This window comes from Brevibacillus sp. FW306-2-1A-C05A (assembly GCF_058781555.1).
Genome location: NZ_JBYSWV010000007.1, coordinates 29,353 through 53,420, shown reverse-complemented (window position 1 = coordinate 53,420; position 24,068 = coordinate 29,353). Strand labels below are relative to the sequence as shown.

Here is a 24,068-nt window from a genome sequence, read left to right as displayed (position 1 = left end):
GTCCAAACCATTCTGTTTCTCCTGTGGCTAATTTTTTCTCGAGTTCGGCATTCTGCCCGTACTTCTGATAAAGTTGTTTTGCTACATTAATCTGTGCAATCTCATGGAAAGGAGTATATAACTCTCTAAAATTTGGTTCACCAGGATCAGGTGTATCAGTAAAATCCGGTGCCAAAAATGACAATGCACTTGATCCAAATACCATCATAGATGCATCAGCAGCGGAGAATAGTCCGCTATTGTAACCTTGCGAAATAAGATTTAGAGACCAAGTATAGCTATGACCAGTTGGATCGCTATACCTCAACGGATTGTTTGCGGTATATACATACCGATTCAACGTCAACGGATTCTCCACTTGCCCCTTATACGCATCCTCCATGATAAAGCGCTCAATGGATAAAGGTTAGGTGGCAACTCGTAAAAGCTACCACCCTGCTGATTACGCCGCCTGTTCTGTAAGGACTGGCATTTTATACTCCGTCTTGTACTTCATCATGCTGTAGATGACGTTGACCAGTTTCCGCATGACACAGATGATTGCTTGCCACTTGGTTTTGCCCTCTGCTAGCTTCTTCTCATAGTAAGCATGGTACATTGGATGATTCGGCTTCTTTTCCCCCCTCGATACGCCAAGCATACGAATAGCGAGGTTGTAGAATATGTCATACAAGCTACGGTTGCCTAGCTTGCTCTTTTTAGCTTTCTGCTTGTTCCCTGAACTGTGCTGAACAGGTGCGATTCCTGCAAAGTTAGCTAGCTTGTCTGCATTAGAGAAGCGTGAAATGTCGCCAATCTCCGCTATCAACTCCGCCGCCGTTACTGTACTGATTCCGTGCATCGTTTCTAGCTTGTAATCGAGTAAAGCCAAATGTTTCTTCAACTCAGCGTCAATCTGGTCTAGCTGATGCTCACGAATGATGATGTCTCGAACAACATCTTTCACTAGGAAATCATTAGCTTCTTGGTAGTCCTTTGATGTGTCACCGTCCTGTTCCACAAGAGAAAGAATTTCTTCTGCCTTCTTGGTTGACAGACAGTAATTGCTTTTCTTACGTAGAAATTCGGCTAGTTTCTCCACCCCCACCCCTTTCAAACAGCTTGGGGAAGGATATTTACGCCAAAAGGCTAATGCTGTTTTCCCATCCACCTGTGAAAAGAACTTCTTGTAGCTTGGGTAATGGTAGCCAAGCTGTTGGTGGAGTTGAAGTTTCAAACCAGTCAAAACGCTAACGATATTTGCTCTTCTCGTTACCAGTTGGGAAATTAGTAGAGGTCAAGCGGATTGGCGTCTGGCAAGGTATCCAAGTTGGAAATCAGGATACGAGCCACACATTCCGCATCCCAAGCATCTGTTTTCTTGTTGTTTGGACTGCTTCTCCGCATGGATACCGTTAGTGCAGGATTGACAGCTTTTACCTCATACTTGTTTTCGATAAGGTACATGGCGAGTCCTCTTCCGTAGCCGCCCACATCTTCCAGACCGAAAACAGGTGTCAGACCTTCCTTCTTGGCAATCTTGTTTACCTCTTTCAGAAACACAGGGAAAGCGGAAGGCTTGTTTTCAAACTTCAATTCACCCAGTTTTTCATGCAGACAATTCATCATGATGGCTGTGTGATGGTTTTTATGCAGGTCTACGCCAATGTAAAGCAATGTCAATTTACGATTCATGATTCTTTCCCCCTCATCTTAGTTGTTTTCAGTTATCTATGCAAAGAATGTCAGCACCCTCCGAACAAGCGTTAATCATATAGATGACCACGCACGGACACGTCAGCTTGTACATTCTCTGTTAGACAACTGAAAAGGTTCTAAATTATCGGTTGGTGAATACCTTGTGATTCGATATGACCGTATGTGTATTGCCCTTTGTAAAATCCCTCACGGTCTAGGATTCGCTTCACTTGCACTTTTGTAAATGACTTGCCCTGTGCTGTTCTGTAGCCCTCCACATTAAGCTGTAGAGCCATTCGGGAGAGTGACCAAGTTGGATACTGCTCACGTAACGAAAACAGTCTACGAACCGTTTCTGCCTGTTTCTGGTCTATCTGTAAAGCCTTCTGACCTTTTGGTACTGTATAGCCAAAGGTTGCCCTTCCTCCTGCATAGCCGCCTTGTTGGGCTTTCTTATTCCGCCCCCTTCCAAGTTTCATCGCTATTTCAAGTCGTTGGTATTGGTCAAGCAGTTCCATTAAACCGTTAATCAAGAAATCGCTAGGGTCTTTCTTGTGGATACTGTACGTGGGCTGTTCAATGCTTCTGACATCTACTCCGTACTTCTTGAACTCCCGATGCACCAATACCTTCACGATGTCAGACCGCCATAAACGGCTTGTATTCAACACAACTACGTAATCCACCTGATGAGTAGAGAGGGCGGCTAGCATGTCCTGAAAGCCCTCCCTGTCCACTTCTAGGGCTTCCTCATCCACTTTTGCCCCTGATATGCCTTCATCGCAGAACATATGCAGGAGATTCCATCCCTGTTCCTTGCAGTATGCTAGAATTTCATCCTGTTGGTACGCTAGACTGTAGCCGTCTTTTGCTTGTCCTTGCGTAGAAACTCTGACATATCCGATGACGTTCATGGTCATTTCCTCCCCCATCGTTACAGAAATTGAGATTTACGTAACGCTTAACCGAAACGACATACTCTGATTATATACCGTTTAACCGTAACACACAATGACTTCTTCTTAATGAGATGCTATAATGAGACAAGTCTAGTACGCTTAAGCGTTACCTATTCAGGAGGAAATAACATGGCAATTCGGGTAAAACTGAGAGAGATTCTTGAACAAAGAGGTATCTCTCAACGGGAATTAGCAAGACTTACAGGGTTAAGAGCAAGCACTGTCAATCATCTTTGTTCTGATAAGGTAGACAGGGTATATTTAGAGACTTTGGAACTTATTTGCAAGACGCTGAATATCAGCATTGAAGAACTGATTGAGATTGATTAAAGGTCAACACGCTTCATCTTTGGCAGTTCTGTTCACCCTTCCACACACTAACGCACAGGGGAGCAGTACAGTCTCTTCCCATTGTTCGATTGCTATGCTATCGAAGTCTACGACTTCCTGTGACTTTAGCAATTCAGCAATCGTTCTTTTATGGTGGGGAGTAAACTCATCCATTGTCATCAAACCGTTTTGAATTGCCAACACGATTGCTCGTTTCTCTGGCTTCAATGGAGTTATGTCATGCAATACCGAGCAGAAGTATAGTTGATTGAATCTTGGGGGATGTTGAACTAAATCCTCCATTGGGATTTTCTCGTCTGGTTTGTAGACGATTTCCACTCTAGTTAGTTCCCCCACCGTATTCTTCCTTTTCCGCTCCTCTTGCTCTTTCCTCTTGTCATACACCCTACAGTAGCCTGCCTGTTGACGTTTACTTTTTCTACCAAAGTATCTCGTCCCCTCGTACAGATTCATTCGCCGTCCCGTCTTGGATGAAGTAAACACGTTAGTTATCGGGCTAGGAATATCAAATGCGACATCACAGCGAGCAAACCATATCGAACTTGCGTTCTGATAAAGCGTATCTAATAGGTGCTTGAACTCTGGCAGATAGTCTGGGTGCGTTTCGATACGCAAAGAGTGTTTGAGTGATTTCGGCTCATGGTATGGCTGATAGGAGATATGTAGGTAGGTCTCATCAGACAATTCGATGTGAAGATGATACTTAAATCCCCAATCTGTCTTTCCAATAGACTCGGTGATACCGTAGTAGTCGCAGATATTTCGTTTAAATGGATTAAAGAATTTCCAATGCACATCCTTGTATTCAATGACCATCTTATCAATCGACAGCTTGATGTTACTCATTTTCTTCCCCCTCCAAAAATTTTGATGAATTTCTGGCTTAATTAGAGGGGAGGGCGGCTAGCCATTACCACATGACCTTCCCAATTGCTATATGTAAACTGGCACGTTACCAGATTTTTTTCCTTACACTCTTCATAGTCGGGACATCATACCCATTAGTTGCAAGATTCCTTTACTTCATGTCCCTCTGCATCTTAGTAATCGTTCCATCCTTGCGGATTGTTGCAGAAAATTTTTATCCTTTCACCGTCCCTATCGAAATGGGGGATAGGTTAGTTGCGTTCTTATTGGATTTCCAAAAAACAGGGAGAAAACGAAGATAAGGTTTTTGCGGTAAAAATTGATGGTATCTGGCTATTTTGATGGAATAAACAATGGGGAAGAAAGGGGAATTAGGGGTACTTTTTGCAACATTGTTTGTCCGAACACAACTTTCATGAAAATAATGTACGGGTATTACAAGGGTTATATTGTCTTTTGGGAGATAAAGCGGTTCATTCGGCACTGGGTGGGGTCTATCTCAATTGCCGCCCAGTCAAAAAATGCAAAAAGAAACCCCAGACGAGATTGGTTACTCGTTTGGGGTAAGGTATGTGAACTAAATTAAGTTTGCTTCTTTGATTACGTTTATCTCTTCATCAACTAGATTTCGTATTACGAAACCAGAAAATACTTTTTCACTATCAAAAAGGCAACTTAAATGTTCATTTATTTCTACCTCCATATCACTTTCAATATTTTCAAATAGACAATATAAAGATTTGTCTACGAGATGGAGGCGGAAAGTTCCCTTTTCCTCATGAAAATATCCATGATGAGTTTCTTGGTTATCCAAACTTAACACTGGGAGTCCGTTTATCTTCTTATGGAAATTAATCCCACATATTTCTTGAGTAACAGTTTCACTAATAAAGAATCTGATTTCTTTCAATACCCCACCACCATGAGAAATATCATCCCTAAAATCCAACGATACTGCCAACGGTTCTGCTTCACCATACAGTCTCCATTGAAAACCTCCCCTATAAAGGTATGATTTTTCAGGTGCAGGAATATCTACAGTGATAGTTACAAGAACAAATTTGTCTCCCATATATTCGATTTCGTGAGAAACAGAAACAAAACTATTGGTAGATGACGTGCTAAGTAATTTCAAAAAACACTCCCCCAATTACTTGAACAATGCGTGATATATTACTGCCTCCGTCTCAGTAACATTTATTCCTATCTCCCATTGTCCTATTGTCATGAAGTTTCTTCCAGATTTAAGATTAGGAATTGCTTTCTCAACCGCAGTCCTAAAACTAGTCAGCATTGCTTGTTCAATCATCTGCTTGCTCTTCGTGCTAAGGTTAATCACTTCTGGATTTTTCAACATGTATTCAACCATATGTTTTGTTGCGTTTGGATGTACCCATAGTTCATGTCCACCTGCTTTTAACCCGTTCAGTACAAACGATTTAGGAATGTTTGTTCCTGCAACTGCGGCTTGTGTAACTTTAATCGAGTCCCAAACGGTAACAGCCGTTTTTCCTGCCGCCGCCGCTTTCCCTCCCCATAAGAATTTGGGCAATGGAGCAAACAGTAAGAAGGTGTTGACCTCTAATGCCACATCTTCTCTTGCACCTTCAATGTGCTCGTAGACTCCTGTTATGACACCATTTTCTTTAATAAAGTCATTATCATGCTTATAATCAGCTTCGAATTTACTTCCCTTGCTGCTGCAACTACCTGCATGTGCCCATTTACCGTCCTTAGATTCGCACCAATGCCCTGTTGGGTCAACATTGTTGAGAGGATTGTTATGCACATACGTATACCGATTCAAACTAAGCGGATTGTCAACCTGTCCTTTATACGTATCCTCCGAAATAAACCGCCCTACCTTCGGATCGTAATACCGCGCCCGCAAGTAGTAAAAACCTGTCTGCTCGTCGTACATTTCGCCGCTGTACAGGAACGGATTGGACATCCCCTCTGTTTTGGAAAGGACATTGCCCCAGGTGTCGTAGTCGTAGCGGTTCAGCTCCTGGCCGTTTGCGTCTGAGATGGTGACGACATCCCCGTGGCTATTGTAGTGGTAATAGCCGTTTTTGCCGGACGAAGCGTCCTGGCGGAACAGCAGTTCGTTGCCCCAGACGTTGCGCGCCTTTAGTTGGTTCGTGCCGTCCAGTTCTTCGATGACTTTGCCGCTCAGGTAGACGTACTTGGTTTGCGCACCGTTTTCGGTTTTGGTTGCGCGTAGGCCGTCTCCGAAATACGTGTACGTCGACGTCTCGCCTGTTGTTTCGTTCAAAACGCCGCGCAGGCGGTTGCGCTCGTCGAAGGTGTAGGTGAAGCTGGCTGAGTCGGTTGGCAAGGTGCCGGCGAAAGCCGAGCGGTTGCCACGGCCGTCATACGAATATTGATTCGTCGTACCGGGAACGACTTCCTTGGTCAAACGGTCGATTTTGTCGTATGCGAACTGATGAGTGACGCCGTTGCGCTGGATGGAAACCACGTTGCCAAATTCATACCGGTTGGTCTCTTGCCAGATCGCGGCCTGGTTTTGCTCGTGCGCCACGGTTTCGACTTGTCCGAAAGAATCGGTCTTGCGCTTGTTGACGCGGCCGTTCGGATAGGTCGTCTGTGTTTGCTCTCCGGTGTTGTCCACCGTGTACGCATATGCGATTTTCCCTGTCAGGCTGCTGTTGACTTCCGTGAGACGCCCGGCACGATCATAGCGATAGTCCACCTTCGTCCCGTCCGGATACGTCAGCGAATCCATGAGATCGTCGCGATCCGTGTAGCCCAATCGGTACGTGCGGCCGAACACGGTCTGGCTTTGCAAGCGTTGGAACGCATCGTAGCTGTACGTTATCTCCCGGTAGTGGCTCGCTGTCGGGAAGGTGTCTGCGCCGTTGCTGTTCGTTTCCTTTTGCACCAGCGACGTGTTCGGAACGTAGTCTTTCGTCTCCAGGTTGGTCACCGTGCCTGCTGCGTTGCGGGTCGTGATGCTTGCCAACTCCCCGAAAGGCGTATAACTGTACGTATGGCGGTTGCCTGCCTTGTCGGTAAACGTGTTCAGCGTCCCGTTGGGGTTGTAGGCGGACGATTCGGTGGCGCCAGACGGGACATCCTGCTCGCTCAGCTTCCAGGACAGAGCGTTGTAATGGTTTTTCGTCGTCAGCACCTGGTTTTCCTTGACCGTCACCAGGTTGCCGAGCGCGTCATACTCGTACTGGTAGTGGTTTTGTTCCGGATCGCGCAAATCGGTGATCTTGCCGTCATTGGTGTAGCGATACGTCCAGGTGCGGCTTTTTCCGGTCTGGTCGGTCTCCGTTTTTTGGATGACCTGGTCAAACGTGTTGCGGACGAGCTTCGTCGTCAAGCTTTGCGTACCGTCCCCGGTTCGCCGGACTTCTTTTTCCACCTGGCCGTGGCGGTCGTGGTATTGAACGGTTTGCAAGCCGTTAGGCGCGAGCGTCAGGCGGGTGAGCGCCGGCACGTAGCTGGTTTCGTCGCGGACGGCGTTGGCTGTCAGGTAGACGGTGGTGCCAACCGGGTCTTTTTGCTGCCAGACGCTGCCGTCTGCATTATAGACGTAGGTCGTCGCCCGATTGTTGTCGGCGTACGGCGCGCTGGACAACAAATGGTTGCCGTCCAGGGAATACGTGTTGTACAAAAGCGGGCGAACGCTGCCGTCTGTGCCGACCTGTGCTTTGTACTCGACTTCCCCGTATGGCGTAAACTGCGTGACCTGCTTGCTGCCGTCCGGGAGCGTCATCGTGACTTTGCGCGCGTCATCGTCGTAGGCGTAGGTCGTTGTCCGCGTCTGCTGTTTGCTCGTCACGCTTTCCTTGGTCCGCCGGCCGAGCAGGTCGTACTCGTACAGGACGACGGTGTTGTCCGGATAGGCGCGGGCTATCAGGCGGCCGAGTCCGTCGTAGGCAAAAACGTGATGCAAAATGTCCTTCTCCCCAGGTGCGACCTCGACGTCCAGGATGATGTCGGCCGGGTACAAGCCGAGCGCATCGTAGCGCGAAATGTCTTGCGTGACCGTTTTGGCATCGGGTCCGGTGCTCGTTTCCGTCATCGAGGTGAGCTGCTTTTTGTCGTTGTAGGTGTACGTGCGGTCGACCTGCACTACTTTGGTTCCGGCGCCATCCGGGTACGAGTCGACGATTTTTTCCGTCGCTACCAGGAGATTGCTCCCGTATGTGTACGTCTCGTGATGAAAATGGTTCGGGTTGTCCGCCGCCGTTTTCTTCACGCTCGATGGAACGCGCAGCCCGGACAGATTGAGGTATTGCCACAGTGTGACGTTGCCTTTCGGATCGACTTCCTTGGTTACATCGCCGTATTCATTGTAGCGGTACTGGATGATGTGCGCGTAGCGGCCGAGCCTTGCCTGCACCTTGTCCAATCGTCCGGACGTCGGGGCGAGCAGGAACGCGTACACGTCCGCATCCGCGGTCAAGGAAGACGGGCGGCCGAGGAAGTGGTACACATAGGCGGGTTTGGTGGCACGGTCTTCGTACAAGTAGCTCGTGTAGCTCGCGGGCGCATACTGATACGTCTTGCCGTCTTCCGTCACGGAAAGCGCGCCCTGGATCGTGTCGTCATCGGCTCCGTTGCCGACGTACGTTTTCACCGATTGCAGCACGAAGTTGCGGTCTTCGTTGGCGCGGTACGTCTTGTCTTCACTCGGCAGTCCTGCCTGTACCATCCGCGAAACGACGATCGAACCGTCCCGATCCAGCGACTGCTTCGCCAGGCGCCCCGATTGCGACTTCGGCGACTTCCAGATTTCTTTCGTGATGTGCGGGTAGTATTTCGTGTACGAATACCACTCCGTCGCAGGCTGGTCGGGATGCGGCGTCTTCGCAAAGCGGAAGTTGACCGCCGTGACCGGCAAATAGCTGGTGTACGTCAACGCTTCCCTGTCGTGATAAATCCGGGTCACCCCCCGGTCGAGAAAGCCCGGCGCATCCGGCTGGTAGATGCTGTACGTATAGGTCATGGACAAGCCTTCCACCGGATAGGTGACTTGTTTGAGCAGGCGGTAATTGACGGTCGCTTTTCGCGATTGGTCCAGGCTCGTGTACGCCGTCGACTCCAGGCCGCCGTCGTCAAAGGCGATGACGCCGTCCGGAGCCGGGAAGGTGTAGGCGGGATGCAGGTTGAACTCGGTCGTGCCGTACGTCCGCGGATTGAGGTAGGTGTACTCGGCGATCACCTTGCTCTCCCCGCCCGTGACGCTATACTCGATAACCCGGTCCTTGTCGCTCACCGCGACTCCTTTTTCGTATTGCAAATGCTTGAGCAGCTTCGTCTTGCTGCTGTCCTGGTACACCTTGAGATCAATGTCCCAGTTGCGCTCCAGGACGACCAGGCGACCGACGCTGTCGGTGATTTCGATTGGCTCGTCCCAGTCTTCGGGAATGCGGTAGCGGATCGTATCTCCGTAGACGTTCGTCTTTTTGACCAGATGGGTCACGTACAATTCTTCGTTCCGGTAGTAACTCTCCTCGCCAAATTCATAGGTCATGCCATCCACGGAAAGGGTGACGATATGGTTGTCGCCAAACTCCCCGTAGCGTTTGCGATAGAAATGCATGCCGCCATTTGGCTGATACGGCGTGTTTACCCATTCCCCTTTGATGGACGAAGACTCCAGAATCGTCCCGTCTTCCAGCGTGAAAATGTACCGTTTGCCTTCGCCGGACGCCCCGCACGTATATCTGGATCCATCCGCGCGGAAGCCGCACTTCGCGTCTTCCTTCGAGACTTCCTGAAAGCGGGGAAAATTGTAGCTCCAGCCCGTCGGCAACGGATTGGGGTCCCCTTGCAGCGGATACGTCTTGTTTTTGCCGGACGAAGACAAGTAAATGTTTTCGGTCATCGCATCGAGCGACGAATAGCGCCGCTCAATGGTCAGGTCCATGCCGTGCTTGCCTTCCAGGTGGACGTCGACTTCCCGCACGTTGGCTGCCCGATACAGCTCGTCCACCGGATTGTCCGTGTTGGTGCGCTGGTATTTGTAAGTCAGGCCTTCGGTTTCAAACATGGCGTCAGGGATGCTTGCCGTCGCGGCCGCGGTTGGCGTCAGGCTATCTGTCGCTTTCGCCTTGCTTGACGTGGCAGCTTGATTTTCCGCCGCCGCCTGCTTGCCTTTTTCGTACAAGGCGACGACCTGCGGCACGGACGCTTCCAGTTGCTGTTTCTCGGCAGCGGACAGCCCGTCCATTTTCTGCTGGAACGTCTCTCCCTCCCATTGGTACTTGTCGACCTGCTCGTTATGAGACAAAAGTTGATCGACTTGCGGATACACATACGCCGCAAGTTGCAGCAATTTTCTGTTGCCTGTCTGGTACAACTGCCAGACGCTTTCTGCCGGAAGCGGCGTCCAGTCCCGCTTCATCACCTCTGCTTTGCTGTAGGTCGGCTTCTCATCCGGCCGTTGTTCCTTTTTCCCCGCTTCCGCCTGCACGGCAGCCTGATAAGCGGAAAGCCATTTCTTGGTCGTGGCGCTTTCGCCCGAAGCGTAGGAAGCTTGCGGCTTCGCGGGCAGGCTCGCCTCTGCAAAAGCCATGTTCGGCAAAAGCAGCGTGCCGCTCAACACCACGGCTGCCATTTTCTTCATCCAGCGATTGTATCGCATCCTATCCCTCCTCTTTGTGCTGCTTATGGATGAATCAGCTTGCGCATGAGATTTCCGTTGCCGTCATACGTAAACTCCGCCAAAATTTTGCCGTTTTGCTTGATCTGCACGAGCTGACCTTTGGCGTTGTAGACGTATTCCACGCCCAGGTAACGGGCCGCAAGCCGCGCATGCACCGCGCCATTGTCTGCCGCTGACAGGACGAGGTAATAATCCTCTCCCTTTTGCATGGACAGGCTCACCTTGGAAAAAGGCGGCTGATCGCCGTCGTCGTTGGCCGCCAAAAGCCGCGTGCCTGCGTAATCTTCATAGACGGCAAGCTGCGTATTGCTCGCTCCCTCCGCAGGATTGCCGCCGTAAAAACTCGTAAAAATTTCGAAGCTGCCCGAAGACGGCGGCGTAAACTTCACGATTTTTTTGCCCCCTGGCTCCAGATGGACATCTTGCGGCGCGTGTATGAAAAAGCTTTCTGTATCGGCAAATGCGATGGCAAAAGGACCCGCGATCACATCTGCATCCATCCCGGCCACCTTCGCTTTGGGAATCGTCACGAACAAATTGTCTGCGCTGTGCTTTTGCTCATGAGCGAGCGCTTTTCCCGCGAACTGAATCGTGAGCCGGGAATCGCTCTCCCTTGTTACCAGTGGCGTCAGTCCGGGCGGCACGTTGCTGACGGATACCGCGTTTGCCGCATCCGCTGCAAGCATTCCGTTCGTGATCGTGATGGTCTGCTGCTCCGTGACGCTTCCATCGTTGGCGGCGGATTCATGCAGGACAGGCGAGGCAACTGCTGCCTGTGTATCCAGCGCGGCAGTCAGTCTGGCGTGAACGCCTTTTGTCTTGTCGTAGGAGGCGACGTAGGCATAATAAGTCACCCCTGCCTCAAGCGAAACGTCGATGGCGGAAAAAAGCGAGCCTGGCGTCGCTTCGTCGTTGAAGGTCACGATCTGCTTCAGTTGCTCGTCGCGAGACAGGAACAGGTAGGTGTCAAACAACGGCCCAAACCCGCCGTACGGACTGGTGTAAATCCGGTACTGGCCTGTGATCGGAGCCGTGAAGCGATACGTGGGGATCTCCCCGGCAGGCAGGCTGATATCGACAGGCTGATTGAGTCCCAGTACGGCCGTCACTTCGCTGAGGGCGAGCGTGTATTCCGAAGTTTCGCTGTAGTGGCGATCCATGCTGAATACGAAAAAATAATACGTCTTGTTCGGCTGGACCTGGAACGTGATGATCTCGTCTTGTCCCAATGCCGAACTCATGCTCGTGCCAAGCACCTTGTTCGGGGCCTCGACGACGATCAGGTCATAGTTCACGTCGTTGGGGACGTACAAGGTGACCGTGGCTTGTCCGGCTTGCGCTCCCGAATCGTAGCGATATCCGTCGATGTCCTCTTTCCAGGTGAGCTTGGAGTTGTACAGATTGCCTCTCGTGATCGGGTAAGCGGTATCGACATCGTCATTCGGCTCGAACGGATCCAGGACGGCGCTTGTTGCGCGCAGACTCGTCTGCTTCGCGCTGCTTTTGCTCGTTCGGGCGGCGGACAGTTCTGGCAGAAGTTGCTCCCAGTAAGCGTCCGCCTTTTCGTTGTACGTACGCAGCAAATCGGCAAGCGGCGCTTTTTGGGCCAACAACTGCTGCTCTACTGCCGCTTGCTGAACAGCCCGCTCCGCCTCGCCCGATGCTGCCTCGATGTGGTGCAGCTCCTTGGCCTGCCGCAACAGCGCGGACGCTTCCTCGTCTATTTGCTTGGCGAGCGACAGATGATTTTTGCGCGACGCGACCTCCTGGAAAAAGGCAAACGTCTGCGAAAGCTTCAACAGCTCCTGATCCATTTCATAGATGGCAGCGAGCGGATCTTCTCCTGCTGTAGCCGTTCGCCCAGGAAAACAAGCAACAGCGAATACAGCCAACAGCAGCAGGAAAACAACCGGTTTTCCTCTCATGTATTCTCCCCTCTTCCTTTTTTGCTTCCTGTCTGGTCTTCATCCATGTCCTGCTCTCGCAGCAAATCCGGATCGCTTCTGAAACAGACCATCGGCGTCAGGCACTTGTCCCTCCAAAATGTCTCCCTCCTTTCGCGCAAAACAGAACAAATGTTCTTGTTTTGTTTATACAAGCATCTTAATGTACAACATTCTTGTATGTCAAATGAAAAAATATAAAAATCACATACAACCTTTCCTTCTTGCTTTCACTCTAGTACAATATAGTTGTACATATGCAACGGAAGGACTGGCGCGCTCATGCTATCTCAGCGCTTACGCACAGCTCGCAAGGCAAAAGGTCTGACCCAGGAAGAGCTGGCAGAACGTGTCCGCACGACCAAGGGAACGATCAGCAACTACGAAAACAATCACAGCACCCCTCCCAATGACATGCTGATGCAGCTGGCAGACATTTTGGAGGTCACGACCGATTGGCTGCTGGGACGGACCGACGATGGGGCAGCTTATGTCGCGACCGCATCTGCCCAGGCTGGTCAGCGCTCGCTGGACGAACTGTTGCAGGAGAAAATCGACGATCCGGATGACTACTATTTTTTGGATGGCTATCTGGAGGCATCCGAGGAGGAAAAAAAAGAAATCCGCCGCTACTGGTACGACTTGAAAAAGCAGTGGAAAACGCGCCAGGTGCGCGAGACACGTCCTCCTTCCTTGTTTGACATCACGGAAGAGCTGAAAAAAAAATAACCCCTGGGCGGGGGTTTTCTTTTCGAAATCAAACAGAACGTATGTTCCAGTCGTTTCAGGAGGTCCTTGATGCACTTCTCTTTTTTGCAAGAAATCGGCAAACCGCAAACATGGCTGGAGAGCCGCGTATACCTGTTGCTTCGCCATCACGGCATGGAGCGGCCGGAGCACATCAACCTGCAACAGCTTTGCGAGACGTACGGCATCGAAATCCATTTCATCCAGGGCCGAAGCCGCGCCCACGCCCATCCCACCCTGCCAAACCGCTACATCATCGCGGTCGACGAACGGCTGGACCCCGCGACGCAGCGGGTCAAAATCGCCCATGAGCTGGGACACCTGCTGCTGCACGAAGGGGTACAGCCCCAATGCAGCGAATGGATGATCGACTGGCAGGAATCACAGGCGAACCACTTCGCCGAGCACCTGCTGTTGCCACTCTACATGATGGGCTCCGTGCTGGCGGATTGCTCGCGCTACCAGGCACCCGCGCTGTTGGCCACCCGCTTTCAGGTGCCGCTCGCCCTTGCCCGCACCCGGTTTGACCGGATTCTCAGCCGCCTCTACGCCAAAGGGTTTCCCGTCTACGATTAGCAGGCCGTTCGTTTTTTGACCATCTTTTCGGAGGCGATTTTCGTGAAACGTATTTTCATAGCCGGAGACGCATACAGCCGCCATTTTTTCGAGCTGCCCCTCGACCAAGACGAGGAGCTGTCGCTGCGGCCGTCGATTGCGGTGGCGAATTACCACGTCGCGCGCTTTGCTCTCATCATGCGCGACGACGGTTTGCGCGGCCTCGGCATCTTGCCGGGCGATGCGCTGCTCATTTCCGACTTTTCCGCGGAACCGATCCACAACAGGCCCGTTCTGGTCAGGCAGGAAGGGCAGTTTCTCGTCCGGATCGCGGCGGACGTCAATCCCGTAGAGTGCCTGTTTACGACTACTCGCGCAGAGGACGAGCCGCTGCTGTTGCCATCCGAAAACATCCGCATCACCGGCGTCGTATCTGGCATCGTCTCGCTAACGGGCAATGACGTCGGTCAGTAGCCAGTCCTTGATCGCCGCCACGGTCTGCTGCCACTGCTCCTGGGGAGTGATGGCGGCAGGCTGGTCGCCCTCCTGCGCCCCGTAGCTTCCGAACTGCGCATGATTGCCGCCCTCGATCGACATGTACACCGTGCGCTCAGGCAAAAATTGCTTGTTCTCTTCGTATTTTTTCCGGTCGATGACTCCATCCCGCGAGCCGAGCAGCGACAGCACGGGGACATCCGCTTCCTTCAAATCCCCGCGCTTGTCTGGATACGCCCCCAGGAAAATGACGCCGTCAATCCGCTCGAGCTGGCTGGCTGCGTATCTGGCTGCCATCGCGCCGCCGAGAGAGTGCCCGCCGATGACGAACGACTGCTGCGGATACGCTTTTAACACTTGATTGGCCCGCTCGACGTCGGTGATCGCCAAATTCAGCGGCATCCGCGCGATGAATACCCGATAGCCGGAACCAGCCAGGGTGCGTGCGAGCGGCGCATAACTCTCTGGCGTGACCAGAGCGCCCGGATACAAAATCAAGCCAGGCTCACGCGCTTCCCCACCTTCAAAAGCAATCCAGTCGCCCGTGTCGATCACCGTGATCCCTTCGCCTCCCTGCATCGCGTCTTTTGCCGCCTGATCGGGCTGATACGGCCGCAAATACCAGATCGCTGTACAAGCTCCGGCGAGCAACAGCAAGACCAGCACCCTCCACCATCGTTTCCGTTTCCGACTCATTCCGCCACCTCGCTTCCGTTCCCTTGTTGCTTGCTTCTTATTATGTCTCAATCTTCCTTTCCATGTGCGCCATTTGCCCATTCCCGTCAAAAAGCGTGCACATGTATTGACGGCAACCTGTTTTATTAGTAGTACTTTTACATACTACTAATAAAAATCGTGTCGTTTGCCCTTGGCTGAACAGCTTTCAAACCAATGGGCCAGACCGCTCTTGAACGCGGAACGTGCGCTGTCGATGCGCCGAAGGACACGATCCAAACAAGAAAGGTTGGGGAACCGTTATGAAGCAAGACGATGTGTTGTACTGCGAAGCTTTGCTGCGAAAAGTCGGCCAGAGACTGTTTGCCGAATTTGCGCAGGAGCCAGCCTGCACGAGCAAGCAAGCGATGAACGAACGTTTTCACGCCTTAAATCCGCAAGCAGAAGAGTTGCTCCGGCACGGCTTGGCGGAGCGCTTTCCCGCGTATCGCTGGTCCGATGCAGAATTTGATGCCTCCCTGCAAAAACAGCCGGAATACTCGACCCCGTACTGGATTTGCGATGCCATCGACGGAGCCGTCTACTTTTTGCAAGGCATGCCGATGTGGGCCGTCTCTCTCTGCCTCGTCCGCGACGGTCAGACGGCCGTTTCCTTTGTGTACGACCCTTGCCGGGATGAGATGTTTACTGCCATTGCAAGACAGGGCGCTTTTTTGAATGGCAGCAAAATTAGCGTCTCGGCCAAAACAGCGCTGTCCGAATCCGTCCTGGGCACGCTGTTTGCGTTCTCGGAACCGATGAATCTCTCCGTCGGCAAGCTTACGGCCGATTCCTTACTTTTTCTCCTTTTGCCGCTCCCGAAAACGGCGCACCTTCATGAGATTGCCGCACATTTTGTCATCGCACCAGCGGCGTACCCGATTGCGGCTTTCATCGTAAAACACCCATCGGCAGTCCTCGTTGTCGCAAATCTTGATGCGCTGCACGTGCTCAGGAAGCAGCAGCGTGGCAAAGGAAGCCGCGATGCGGGCCATCACCAGCTCCCAGCCGCTGGAGGCGCTGACCAGCTCCTGCTCATACCCGCTCTCCTTGCCCGCAGAGATGACGCGAACGTGAAAAGGCGCCTTCGCGAGCGTCTGATTCAGCTCCTCCAGTTCCTCCTGCCGCAACGCTTCCCCGCGCACGACCCGCTCCAGCAGACTGCGCATATATTCGCGCAAACGCAACAGCGCCACTGCACTCGCCTCATCAATAGGCAATGGGGCGTGCAAAGCGTATTCCCGCAAAAGCTGCTCCAGCCATTCCTGCTTCGCCAGCCGATTTTCCCTGCGGCCAGACCCGCGCCAATCGCGCCAATCACTGTTTAAAAAATCAATGCACAGCCAGTTCACTCCACTCTTCCCCCATCTGCTTTTCGTTTCTTTTGCTTCTTGTATGCTCAGCCTGTGTATGGTATTCTCTATCCGTAACCAACATAAAATATTTAGGTGGTTACAAGCTGCTTCTTATTGCCATTATAACGTTTCACCAATCTGTTTGACAGACGAGGAGGAACCACATGAATCGGATGGAACTGCTTGTTCACGAATGGGAATGCACGTCGGCACGGAATTTATCAATACCGCCGAGACGAACGACGACACGTTCCAGCCTTCGGGATCGCCCGACGACGAAGCAGCCTGGCAGGCCACCGTACAGCGGATGGAAACCGTCCATCGCCAAATTCATGAAAAGCTCGTCGCTCTGTCAGACGAAGCGTTCGACCAGCCGCTTCCGAGCATCCCTGCCGGGCAAAGCGTGATGAGCATTATTTTGCACGACGCTTTTCACACAGGGCAAATCGTGCAGATCCGCAAGTTGCAAGGCTCCTGGCCTGCACGCCGATCCTTTTTGTAGCAAAACCGCTCCATGCCAATATTTTGCAGCGCAACTTTTTTCGTTGATAAATAACCGTCAATCTTATATAGTTGATAAATAAATCAATTTCATACATGTTATCCTCATCATTCACGGTGAGGGTAGAGGTCGCGGCTTTTATGTCATCCTGTACGAGATTCAGAAGAAATCAATGACTCCAGGAAAGGGAAAAGCCGCCGAAGCTCATGGCGTATCTCTGTGCGCATGGGCTGGGGCTGTACCCGAAAGGGACAGAACTGTCACGTTTGCTTGCCGGGCAAACGTGGTGTGCTATCTTCAGTGAAGGCTTGGTGGGGATTGGATCATACCGCCCTGTGCCGTTTTTTGGCTATTGGCGGTTTTTTCTTTTCCGACCGACCTTCTCAAATTTTTAGAAAGGTCGTGCAAGCAGCATATGTCACAGAATCAACTGCAACGTGGTTTGAAAGCCCGCCATCTGACGATGATCGCCATCGGCGGCTCCATCGGGACGGGCCTGTTCCTGGCAAGTGGAGGCTCGATTCACGAGGCCGGACCGGGCGGAGCCTTGGTCGCCTACATCGCCATCAGCATCATGGTTTACTTTTTGATGACCAGCCTGGGGGAAATGGCTGCCTTCATGCCTGTATCCGGCTCCTTTTCCACCTACGCCACCAAATTCGTCGATCCGTCCCTCGGCTTTGCGCTGGGCTGGAATTACTGGTACAACTGGGCGATTACGATTGCCGTCGAGCTATCTGCCGCGGCGCTGATTATGAAATACTGGTTCCCGGATACTCCCGCCATTTTGTGGAGTACCCTGTTCCTCTGCCTGATGGTTGCTCTGAATTTGTTGTCTGTCAAAAGCTACGGCGAATCCGAATACTGGTTTGCCTTGATTAAAGTCATGACGGTCATCGTCTTTATCGTGATCGGTGTCCTGATGATTTTCGGCATCATGGGCGGCGAAGCAGTCGGCTTCCAAAACTTCACCAAAGGCGACGCGCCATTCAACGGCGGCTTCATGGCCCTTCTCGGTGTGTTCATGATTGCCGGGTTCTCGTTCCAGGGAACTGAGCTGGTCGGTGTGGCCGCCGGGGAGAGCGAAGACCCTGCCCGCAACATCCCGAAAGCGATTCGCCAGATTTTTTGGCGCATCTTGCTGTTCTATATTTTCGCGATCCTGATTATCGGGCTGCTCGTTCCGTACGACAATCCGAATCTCATCAGCGGAGACATTACCGATATTGCCATCAGTCCGTTTACGATCGTGTTTGAAAAAGCCGGCTTTGCCTTTGCCGCCTCCGTAATGAACGCAGTCATTCTCACTTCCGTCCTGTCGGCGGGGAACTCCGGCATGTACGCTTCCACCCGTATGCTGTGGGTGCTGGCGAAGGAAGGCAAAGCTCCGAAATGGTTTTCCAAAGTGACACGCAACGGCGTCCCCGTCAATGCCCTCATCATGACGGCTGCCATCGGCGCGCTGGCGTTTTTGTCCTCGCTGTTCGGCGATGGCGAAGTGTACGTGTGGCTGCTGAACGCCTCCGGTATGTCTGGCTTCATCGCCTGGCTCGGCATCGCCGTCAGCCACTATCGCTTCCGCAAAGCTTACTTGGCGCAAGGCCGCGATCTGCGCGATTTGCCGTACCGGGCGAAGCTGTTCCCGTTTGGCCCGATCTTCGCCTTCATCATTTGCTGCATCGTCATCATCGGCCAAAACTACTCCGCGTTCATCGGCGGAGAAATCGACTGGAACGGCGTTTTCGTCTCCTACATCGGACTGCCGCTGTTTTTGATCGTCTGGCTGGTTTACAAATACACGAAAAAAAGCAAGCTGGTACCACTGAACAAAGTCGATCTCAGCATGGACGAAAAATAAAAATAGCGTTGCAACAACTCTCTACAAGATTCCCTCGTCGCAGGGAATCTTTTTTTTGGCGCAAACTATATTTCCTATCACATTTTCATATTTCGTATTGACGAATAACGCATGGAAATATATACTGTTCATGAAATTTGATAATGATAATCGTTATCATTATATTTTCTTACTTTTTATAGGAGGTAGCATAATGAAATCCAGGTTGTCCAAGCACATTTACAGCACCACGCTGGTTGCCGCGCTGTTGGCAGGCAATGCTCATCTCGCTCTGGCGGAAGAACCTCTCGTCGCAGCAGCGGAACAGACCCAAATCGTTCCCTTGTCCCTCGACCATGCCGTAGAGCAGGCACTGAAAAACGACGTTGATCTGGAACTGCTGCGGCTGACGTATGACAACACCCGCTACGAAACCCTCATGACGCTGCGCGATAAGGCCGCCATCAAGAAAGATGACATCAATACTCTGGATGAAGCAAAGAAAAAATACGAAGAAACAGCCAAGGCGCAAAAAACATTGCTCGTAGACGAGGCATCCTATAACGCTTCGAAAATCAGCTTGCAAATGCAAGTACAAAAAGCGTACTTTGAAGCGCGGGCGCTCGAAGAAAAAATCAAGCTGCAAAAGAACAGCATCAGACGCCAAACCTGGGCCCAGGACAGCGCTGCGAAAGAAAAGCTGTCCGAGCTGGAAAACAGCTTCAAGCAAGCATTAACCAAGCTCAATGAATTGCTGAACGAAAAAAGGGACAGACAATGGCTGCTGGAAACCAGCAAACTCTCCTATACCCCGCTGCCAACGCTGGAAGAAACCAAAGCTCTCGCCTACCAAAAACGCCCTGACATGGTCAAAGCGGAAGCAGAGAGAGCGTTTGCCCAGGTAAAATTGGACTACACCTCCGAGTATGCCGCTATCAGCACATACAAAGGAAGAATCGCACTCAACGAATTGCGCAAAGCTGAGCTGCTGCTGCAAAAGCTCAAGCAAAAAGTCGATCAGGAAGTGAGCGACGCCTACGAAAAAGCGGTCGCAGCAAAAAAAGCGCTGGATGAAAGCACCGCCGCAAAAGACGAAGCATGGAAAACTTATCACGCCACACTCACCGATTATGCGAACAAAAAAGTATCTCTGAACGACCTGATCGAAACAGAAGCTGAATTGTTTGATTCTGAAACAAAAGCAGCCGATTCTCTCTATCAATACAACATCGCTGTCAGCACCTTGAATCAATCGGTTGGCCTTTAATATTTCGCGTTACGAAATATTCGATCTCATTTTTCCTTCCTTTTTCCAAGCTTTACGCCAGCTTTGACAGGCGTCTTTTCAAGGCCAAGCTGCCTTTATATAAATCAAAGAAGCAGTCGTCAGCCTGCAGTCGTTCTGCTGTGGCCGACCGCGCAACGAAAGGCTTCATCCTCGCGATGAAGCCTTTCTTTCTATAGAAGGCAGCATTTCTTTTGTAAAGCGAATCCACTCGCGGGTGGCGTACGACAAATAGGCGTTTTTGCGCCAGATCATCCCCAGATGCCATTTGATCGTCGGATTGACCAGCGCGAGGCTGTGAAAGCGCCGCGGATCGAGCTCCCGGCAAATCGTCTGCGGCAACAGGGTGATCCCGACGTTGGCCGCCACCATTTCCGAGAGAAAATCCCACTGCGAGCTTTTGTAGATGACCGTCGGGTGGAAGCCTACGCGCACGCACTCGTCAATGATCCGGTTGTGCAAGGAAAAATCTTCGTGAAACAGCAAAAACCGCTCGTTTGCCAGTTCGGCCAGCGACACCTCCTGCCGCCCGGCCAGCGCATGCGTAGGGTGGACGACTACGCGAATCTGTTCGTTGACAAAAGAGTAAGACTCAAACAGCTCCTCACTCGTCGGCAGCAAAACAACGCCGCTGTCCAGCATCCCTGACGCCACGTCCGCCTCGACTTTTTTGGAGCCGACCTCCAGCAGCTCCAGCACGATCCCCGGATACTGCTCGCAAAACTTCCCGATCACTTGCGGAAAAAAGCTCGCCCCTACCATCGGCGGCAGCCCGATGCGGATTCTCCCCCGCTTCAGCTCCATCAAATCGTCGAGATGCAGCTTCATGTTTTCAAACGACTTCACCATCACCTCTGCCTGGGAAAACAAGACCCAGCCCGCGTCGGTCAACGTAATCCGCTTGCCGACTCGCTCAAACAGCTCGACACCGATTTCTTCTTCCAGGTTCCGCACCATCTTGCTGATCGTCGGCTGGGTAATGTACAGCGCCTCTGCCGCCTTGGTGAAGCTGCTGTGGCGGGCTACCTCCAAAAAATATTGCAAATGGCGAATGTCCATCCCGCTGCTCCCTCCGCTTCATCTATAGATATGATGAATGATACTCATTCTATATATGCATTTTACCTATGAAAAGAGGTGATGTACACTTTTCACAAAGGGAGAGGACCAACATGAAAAGACTGCTTATCATCGTGGGGCAAGTGGCGTTTTTCATCATCGTGTCCGCGTTGATGAACCTGCTCGTCTCCGTCCTTGGCTGGAAAATCCCCGGCAGCATTTTGGGGATGTTTGTCGTGTTTTTGCTGCTCCAGGCAAAAGTGCTGCGCCTGGAGTGGATCGAATCGGGCGCGGCCTGGCTTATGGCCGAGCTGCTACTGTTTTTCATTCCGCCGTCTGTCGGCATCGTCTCGTATCAAAGCTTGATGCTGCATGAAGGGCTGCAAATTGTCCTGATTATCGTCATCGGCACGGCGTTTGTCATGGCGTGCAGCGGCTTGATCGCCCAAAGCATTTCCAAGCGAAAGGAGCATTCGCGCTCATGATGATCGGACTGCTCGGCTTTCTATTCACCATCGCGCTTTACCTGATCGCCAAGCGGCTTTACCGCTACAGACCGATTCTCTTGTTTTCGCCGCTATTGTTTACGCCAATCGTTTTGGTCGTGCTGCTGCTTTGCACTCATCTTTCTTACCGTGATTACAATGAAGGCGGCAAATGGCTGGCGTACATGCTTCAGCCCGCGACCATCGCGTTTGCCGTGCCGCTGTACAAACACTACTCTTTATTGAAGAAACACGCTGCGCAAATCATGATTAGCGTAGTGTCCGGCTCAGCGGTGGCCGTCGTTTCTTCTGCCGTACTCGCCCTTTTGCTGCACACAGACGAGCAGGTGCTGTACAGCCTTTTGCCGCGCTCAATCACGACGCCGATTGCGATGAACGTCTCGCAAATGATCGGGGGCGTCCCTTCGATCACCGCTGTGCTCGTCCTGATGACCGGACTGCTCGGCTCGATCATCGGGCCGTACATCATCTCCTATTTGCGCATCTCCGACGATATCGCCCGCGGCGTGCTGCTCGGCACGAGCGCACATGGAGCCGGAACGTCCAAGGCGTTTGAGATTAGTCCGATTACAGGGACGGTTTCGAGCATTTCCATGATTTTGGCGGCGCTGGTCACGCAATTGGCGACGACGCTTCTCGTCTAACAGCCCGTTGGCTGGCTGACACCAGATGCAACAGATGATCGTAAACGGACAGGTCCCCCCTTTCGCGGAAAACCTGTCCGTTTTTCACATGATGAGGTCTGTCCAGATTTTGATCGTCGTGCCCAAAATCAGGAGCGCTAAAATCGCCTGAAGGCTTTTCGTGTTCAACCGCTTGCTGACCGCAGTTCCGAGCGGCGCAGCCAACACGCTGGCGATTACCATGATGAGGGAAGGCCAGAACAAGACGTCTCCCGCCATCAGTTTGCCGATCGTCGCGCCGATGGAAGACAGAAAGGTGATCGCAAGCGAAGACGCTATAGTAACTCGCGTAGGAATTTTAAGGACGACAAGCATAATCGGCACGAGAATGAATGCGCCCGCCGCTCCGACAATGCCGGAAGCGGCTCCGACAATCAGCGCGGAGGTTACGGCCGTAGGCTTATGGAACGCGATGTCGGCCATTTCCTTGTCGTCGATCGCTTTTTTGGGCATAAACATCATCAGTACGGCAATCGTCGCCAAAATAGCATAGACGACGTTGATGGCGTCAGCCGAGAGATATTTGCCCCCATATCCGCCGACCAGGCTGCCGACAACGATCGCGCTGCCCATGTACAAAACAAGCTGATAATGAATCAGCTTGTCTTTTCGCAAAGCCCAGACCGCGGATAAGGTGGCAAAAAACACTTGCACAGCACTGATTCCGGAAACTTCGTGGGCCGTGTAGGCAGCCAGTCCGAGTGCCGCTGGAATGTAGAGGAGCATCGGGTACTTGATGATCGAGCCGCCGATTCCGACAAGCCCGGAGATGAACGACCCCGCAAAGCCGATCAAAAACAGGGTGAGAGCAAGGCTGAACGTCATACGCTCTCCAATCCGTCTTTTTGCCACTGGACAAAGCCGCCGCTCAAGTTCAGCACCTGCTTGAAGCCGTTTGCCTGCAGGATGCTGGCACCGATGGCAGAGCGCGCCCCGGAGCGGCATTGCACGAGGATCGGCTTGTCTTCTGGTATCTCATCCAGCCTTCCAGGCAATGTTCCCAGCATGATGTGCTGCGCGTTTGGAATGTGTCCTTCCTGCCATTCAGTCAAATTGCGTACGTCCACGACGTGTACTTCTCCGCTTTCTACCTGTCTCGCTGCTTCCAGCGGGGTGATTTCCGCGTACGATTCGAGTTCAAAGACGCCTTCCGGCAAAATCCGGTTCACGTCCATCACTCCTGCTGCATTGTCGATTCCTACGGAGCGAAGCGCCTGCAGCAACTCGTCCAGCTCGCCTGGATTGGTCAAAAAGTACACGGGACGGTTGTAGTCGACGAGCCAGCCTGCCCAGTTGGGAAAGGCTTTGTTAAACGGAATGTTGACCGTTCCCGCTACATGTCCTTGCGCAAACGCCCGGGCAGAACGCGTATCGACGACCTGCTGTCCTTCCGCCAGCCACCGTTTCAGCTTTTCCGCCTCCGTTTCTTCCGTTACCGCAGGCAGGTCGCGCAACAGGGCAGGTCCGACTTTGTTGACGTGCTTCATCACAGCGAAGTATTTCGGCGGCTCCGGCTGACCGTCGAGCAGAGCATGGACAAATTCCTCCTCATCGGTGTACTGCATCGCCCAGTTGAACATCTTGATGATTGAGCCCATCGGCATACTGGTATTTCCAGTCCGCATCGCCTTCGTCGGACAGGTACAGCTTCGCTTGATGGGCAACGCCCAGCTCGCGGACGCCGGAGACAAAGTCTGCATGAATATGGGTTTCTGTGGCGGCGACGATCGACACGCCTTCCGCTTGCGCGACCTGGAAGTACGGCTGCAGATTGCGGCCCGGATCAATCACGATCGCTTCGCCCGTTTTTTGGCAGCCCACCAGATAAGATGCGTGGGCCAGCTTTTCATCGTAAAAGTAACGCAACAGCATGGAAACGTCCTCCCTTTT

The 24,068-nt window shown here is 52.1% G+C and carries 18 protein-coding genes, 4 pseudogenes and 1 riboswitch; of the genes and pseudogenes, 10 read left to right on the top strand and 12 right to left on the bottom strand.

Going from position 1 to position 24,068, the window contains the following annotated elements; translation table 11 throughout:
• Positions 1-280: 280 nt before the first annotated feature.
• From AC3WJN_RS07555 to AC3WJN_RS07545, 3 genes and pseudogenes are all read right to left on the bottom strand, one after another.
• Positions 281-397, bottom strand: a pseudogene (locus AC3WJN_RS07555) (RHS repeat-associated core domain-containing protein); the annotation flags it as partial.
• Positions 398-442: 45 nt separating this feature from the next.
• A pseudogene (locus AC3WJN_RS07550) lies at positions 443-1,674 on the bottom strand (IS110 family RNA-guided transposase).
• 140 nt (positions 1,675-1,814) lie between these two features.
• Complete coding sequence (locus AC3WJN_RS07545; RefSeq protein WP_005826978.1) at positions 1,815-2,591, bottom strand: recombinase family protein; 777 nt, start codon at positions 2,589-2,591, stop codon at positions 1,815-1,817.
• A 174-nt stretch (positions 2,592-2,765) separates the two neighbouring features.
• Between AC3WJN_RS07545 and AC3WJN_RS07540 the strand changes: the two genes are divergently transcribed.
• Positions 2,766-2,966 (top strand): helix-turn-helix domain-containing protein, encoded by a 201-nt coding sequence (locus AC3WJN_RS07540; RefSeq protein WP_005826981.1) that lies wholly within the window; start codon positions 2,766-2,768, stop codon positions 2,964-2,966.
• Positions 2,967-2,969: 3 nt separating this feature from the next.
• Here the strand turns inward: AC3WJN_RS07540 and AC3WJN_RS07535 are convergent, their stop codons facing one another.
• From AC3WJN_RS07535 to AC3WJN_RS07520, 4 genes are all read right to left on the bottom strand, one after another.
• Complete coding sequence (locus AC3WJN_RS07535; protein ID WP_005826983.1) at positions 2,970-3,833, bottom strand: hypothetical protein; 864 nt, start codon at positions 3,831-3,833, stop codon at positions 2,970-2,972.
• Between the two features lie 598 nt (positions 3,834-4,431).
• Positions 4,432-4,989, bottom strand: coding sequence for a hypothetical protein (locus AC3WJN_RS07530; protein ID WP_007781587.1), 558 nt, complete (start codon positions 4,987-4,989; stop codon positions 4,432-4,434).
• Positions 4,990-5,004: 15 nt separating this feature from the next.
• Positions 5,005-10,476 carry an RHS repeat-associated core domain-containing protein gene (locus tag AC3WJN_RS07525; protein WP_007781584.1) on the bottom strand — a complete coding sequence of 1,824 codons (5,472 nt, stop codon included), beginning with the start codon at positions 10,474-10,476 and terminating at the stop codon, positions 5,005-5,007.
• Between the two features lie 23 nt (positions 10,477-10,499).
• A complete protein-coding gene (locus AC3WJN_RS07520; protein WP_005827006.1) occupies positions 10,500-12,422 on the bottom strand; it encodes a hypothetical protein in 1,923 nt (640 codons plus the stop codon).
• Positions 12,423-12,722: 300 nt separating this feature from the next.
• Between AC3WJN_RS07520 and AC3WJN_RS07515 the strand changes: the two genes are divergently transcribed.
• The 3 genes from AC3WJN_RS07515 (at position 12,723) to AC3WJN_RS07505 (ending at position 14,216) form a co-directional block, all read left to right on the top strand.
• Positions 12,723-13,169 carry a helix-turn-helix domain-containing protein gene (locus AC3WJN_RS07515; RefSeq protein WP_007781582.1) on the top strand — a complete coding sequence of 149 codons (447 nt, stop codon included), beginning with the start codon at positions 12,723-12,725 and terminating at the stop codon, positions 13,167-13,169.
• A 69-nt stretch (positions 13,170-13,238) separates the two neighbouring features.
• A complete protein-coding gene (locus tag AC3WJN_RS07510) occupies positions 13,239-13,763 on the top strand; it encodes an ImmA/IrrE family metallo-endopeptidase (RefSeq protein ID WP_007781580.1) in 525 nt (174 codons plus the stop codon).
• 42 nt (positions 13,764-13,805) lie between these two features.
• Positions 13,806-14,216, top strand: a complete 411-nt coding sequence (locus tag AC3WJN_RS07505; protein WP_007781577.1) for a hypothetical protein — start codon at positions 13,806-13,808, stop codon at positions 14,214-14,216.
• Here AC3WJN_RS07505 and AC3WJN_RS07500 read toward each other — a convergent pair.
• Entirely contained in the window at positions 14,190-14,933 is a 744-nt protein-coding gene (locus AC3WJN_RS07500; RefSeq protein WP_007781574.1) for an alpha/beta fold hydrolase, read from the bottom strand. The two genes, AC3WJN_RS07505 and AC3WJN_RS07500, sit on opposite strands and share 27 nt — an antisense overlap.
• A 281-nt stretch (positions 14,934-15,214) precedes the next feature.
• On the opposite strand from AC3WJN_RS07500, the pseudogene AC3WJN_RS07495 reads away from it, so the two are divergent.
• A pseudogene (locus AC3WJN_RS07495) lies at positions 15,215-15,706 on the top strand (inositol monophosphatase family protein); the annotation flags it as partial.
• A gap of 39 nt (positions 15,707-15,745) precedes the next feature.
• Here the strand turns inward: AC3WJN_RS07495 and AC3WJN_RS07490 are convergent.
• Entirely contained in the window at positions 15,746-16,303 is a 558-nt protein-coding gene (locus AC3WJN_RS07490; protein ID WP_005827020.1) for a CGNR zinc finger domain-containing protein, read from the bottom strand.
• A 196-nt stretch (positions 16,304-16,499) separates the two neighbouring features.
• On the opposite strand from AC3WJN_RS07490, the gene AC3WJN_RS07485 reads away from it, so the two are divergent.
• From AC3WJN_RS07485 to AC3WJN_RS07475, 3 genes are all read left to right on the top strand, one after another.
• Entirely contained in the window at positions 16,500-16,808 is a 309-nt protein-coding gene (locus AC3WJN_RS07485; protein ID WP_005827022.1) for a hypothetical protein, read from the top strand.
• A 115-nt stretch (positions 16,809-16,923) separates the two neighbouring features.
• Positions 16,924-17,110: riboswitch (Lysine riboswitch) on the top strand.
• Between the two features lie 113 nt (positions 17,111-17,223).
• Positions 17,224-18,666 carry an amino acid permease gene (locus AC3WJN_RS07480; protein ID WP_007781568.1) on the top strand — a complete coding sequence of 481 codons (1,443 nt, stop codon included), beginning with the start codon at positions 17,224-17,226 and terminating at the stop codon, positions 18,664-18,666.
• Between the two features lie 55 nt (positions 18,667-18,721).
• A complete protein-coding gene (locus tag AC3WJN_RS07475) occupies positions 18,722-19,912 on the top strand; it encodes a TolC family protein (RefSeq protein WP_237716620.1) in 1,191 nt (396 codons plus the stop codon).
• A gap of 165 nt (positions 19,913-20,077) precedes the next feature.
• Here AC3WJN_RS07475 and cidR read toward each other — a convergent pair whose 3' ends face one another.
• Positions 20,078-20,989 (bottom strand): cidABC operon transcriptional activator CidR, encoded by a 912-nt coding sequence (cidR, locus tag AC3WJN_RS07470; RefSeq protein ID WP_005827029.1) that lies wholly within the window; start codon positions 20,987-20,989, stop codon positions 20,078-20,080.
• Between the two features lie 113 nt (positions 20,990-21,102).
• Here cidR and AC3WJN_RS07465 point away from each other — a divergent pair, with 113 nt between their 5' ends.
• Together AC3WJN_RS07465 and AC3WJN_RS07460 are read left to right on the top strand one after the other, a co-directional pair.
• Entirely contained in the window at positions 21,103-21,474 is a 372-nt protein-coding gene (locus tag AC3WJN_RS07465; protein ID WP_005827031.1) for a CidA/LrgA family protein, read from the top strand.
• Positions 21,471-22,139, top strand: coding sequence for an LrgB family protein (locus AC3WJN_RS07460; RefSeq protein WP_005827033.1), 669 nt, complete (start codon positions 21,471-21,473; stop codon positions 22,137-22,139). Before AC3WJN_RS07465 ends, AC3WJN_RS07460 begins: the two co-directional genes overlap by 4 nt.
• A gap of 84 nt (positions 22,140-22,223) precedes the next feature.
• Here the strand turns inward: AC3WJN_RS07460 and AC3WJN_RS07455 are convergent, their stop codons facing one another.
• A complete protein-coding gene (locus AC3WJN_RS07455) occupies positions 22,224-23,003 on the bottom strand; it encodes a sulfite exporter TauE/SafE family protein (RefSeq protein ID WP_005827036.1) in 780 nt (259 codons plus the stop codon).
• Positions 23,000-24,050: pseudogene (locus tag AC3WJN_RS07450) on the bottom strand (rhodanese-like domain-containing protein). The gene AC3WJN_RS07455 and the pseudogene AC3WJN_RS07450 overlap by 4 nt, the downstream one beginning before the upstream one ends.
• Between the last annotated feature and the right edge of the window lie 18 nt (positions 24,051-24,068).

What these genes read in the sequence shown, in the direction of transcription:
- AC3WJN_RS07545 (WP_005826978.1), bottom strand. Translation starts at nt 2,591, where the DNA reads ATGAACGTCATCGGATATGTCAGAGTTTCTACGCAAGGACAAGCAAAA.
- AC3WJN_RS07540 (WP_005826981.1), top strand. Translation starts at nt 2,766, where the DNA reads ATGGCAATTCGGGTAAAACTGAGAGAGATTCTTGAACAAAGAGGTATC.
- AC3WJN_RS07535 (WP_005826983.1), bottom strand. Translation starts at nt 3,833, where the DNA reads ATGAGTAACATCAAGCTGTCGATTGATAAGATGGTCATTGAATACAAG.
- AC3WJN_RS07525 (WP_007781584.1), bottom strand. Translation starts at nt 10,476, where the DNA reads ATGCGATACAATCGCTGGATGAAGAAAATGGCAGCCGTGGTGTTGAGC.
- AC3WJN_RS07520 (WP_005827006.1), bottom strand. Translation starts at nt 12,422, where the DNA reads ATGAGAGGAAAACCGGTTGTTTTCCTGCTGCTGTTGGCTGTATTCGCT.
- AC3WJN_RS07515 (WP_007781582.1), top strand. Translation starts at nt 12,723, where the DNA reads ATGCTATCTCAGCGCTTACGCACAGCTCGCAAGGCAAAAGGTCTGACC.
- AC3WJN_RS07510 (WP_007781580.1), top strand. Translation starts at nt 13,239, where the DNA reads ATGCACTTCTCTTTTTTGCAAGAAATCGGCAAACCGCAAACATGGCTG.
- AC3WJN_RS07500 (WP_007781574.1), bottom strand. Translation starts at nt 14,933, where the DNA reads ATGAGTCGGAAACGGAAACGATGGTGGAGGGTGCTGGTCTTGCTGTTG.
- AC3WJN_RS07485 (WP_005827022.1), top strand. Translation starts at nt 16,500, where the DNA reads ATGGGAATGCACGTCGGCACGGAATTTATCAATACCGCCGAGACGAAC.
- AC3WJN_RS07480 (WP_007781568.1), top strand. Translation starts at nt 17,224, where the DNA reads ATGTCACAGAATCAACTGCAACGTGGTTTGAAAGCCCGCCATCTGACG.
- cidR (WP_005827029.1), bottom strand. Translation starts at nt 20,989, where the DNA reads ATGGACATTCGCCATTTGCAATATTTTTTGGAGGTAGCCCGCCACAGC.
- AC3WJN_RS07465 (WP_005827031.1), top strand. Translation starts at nt 21,103, where the DNA reads ATGAAAAGACTGCTTATCATCGTGGGGCAAGTGGCGTTTTTCATCATC.
- AC3WJN_RS07460 (WP_005827033.1), top strand. Translation starts at nt 21,471, where the DNA reads ATGATGATCGGACTGCTCGGCTTTCTATTCACCATCGCGCTTTACCTG.
- AC3WJN_RS07455 (WP_005827036.1), bottom strand. Translation starts at nt 23,003, where the DNA reads ATGACGTTCAGCCTTGCTCTCACCCTGTTTTTGATCGGCTTTGCGGGG.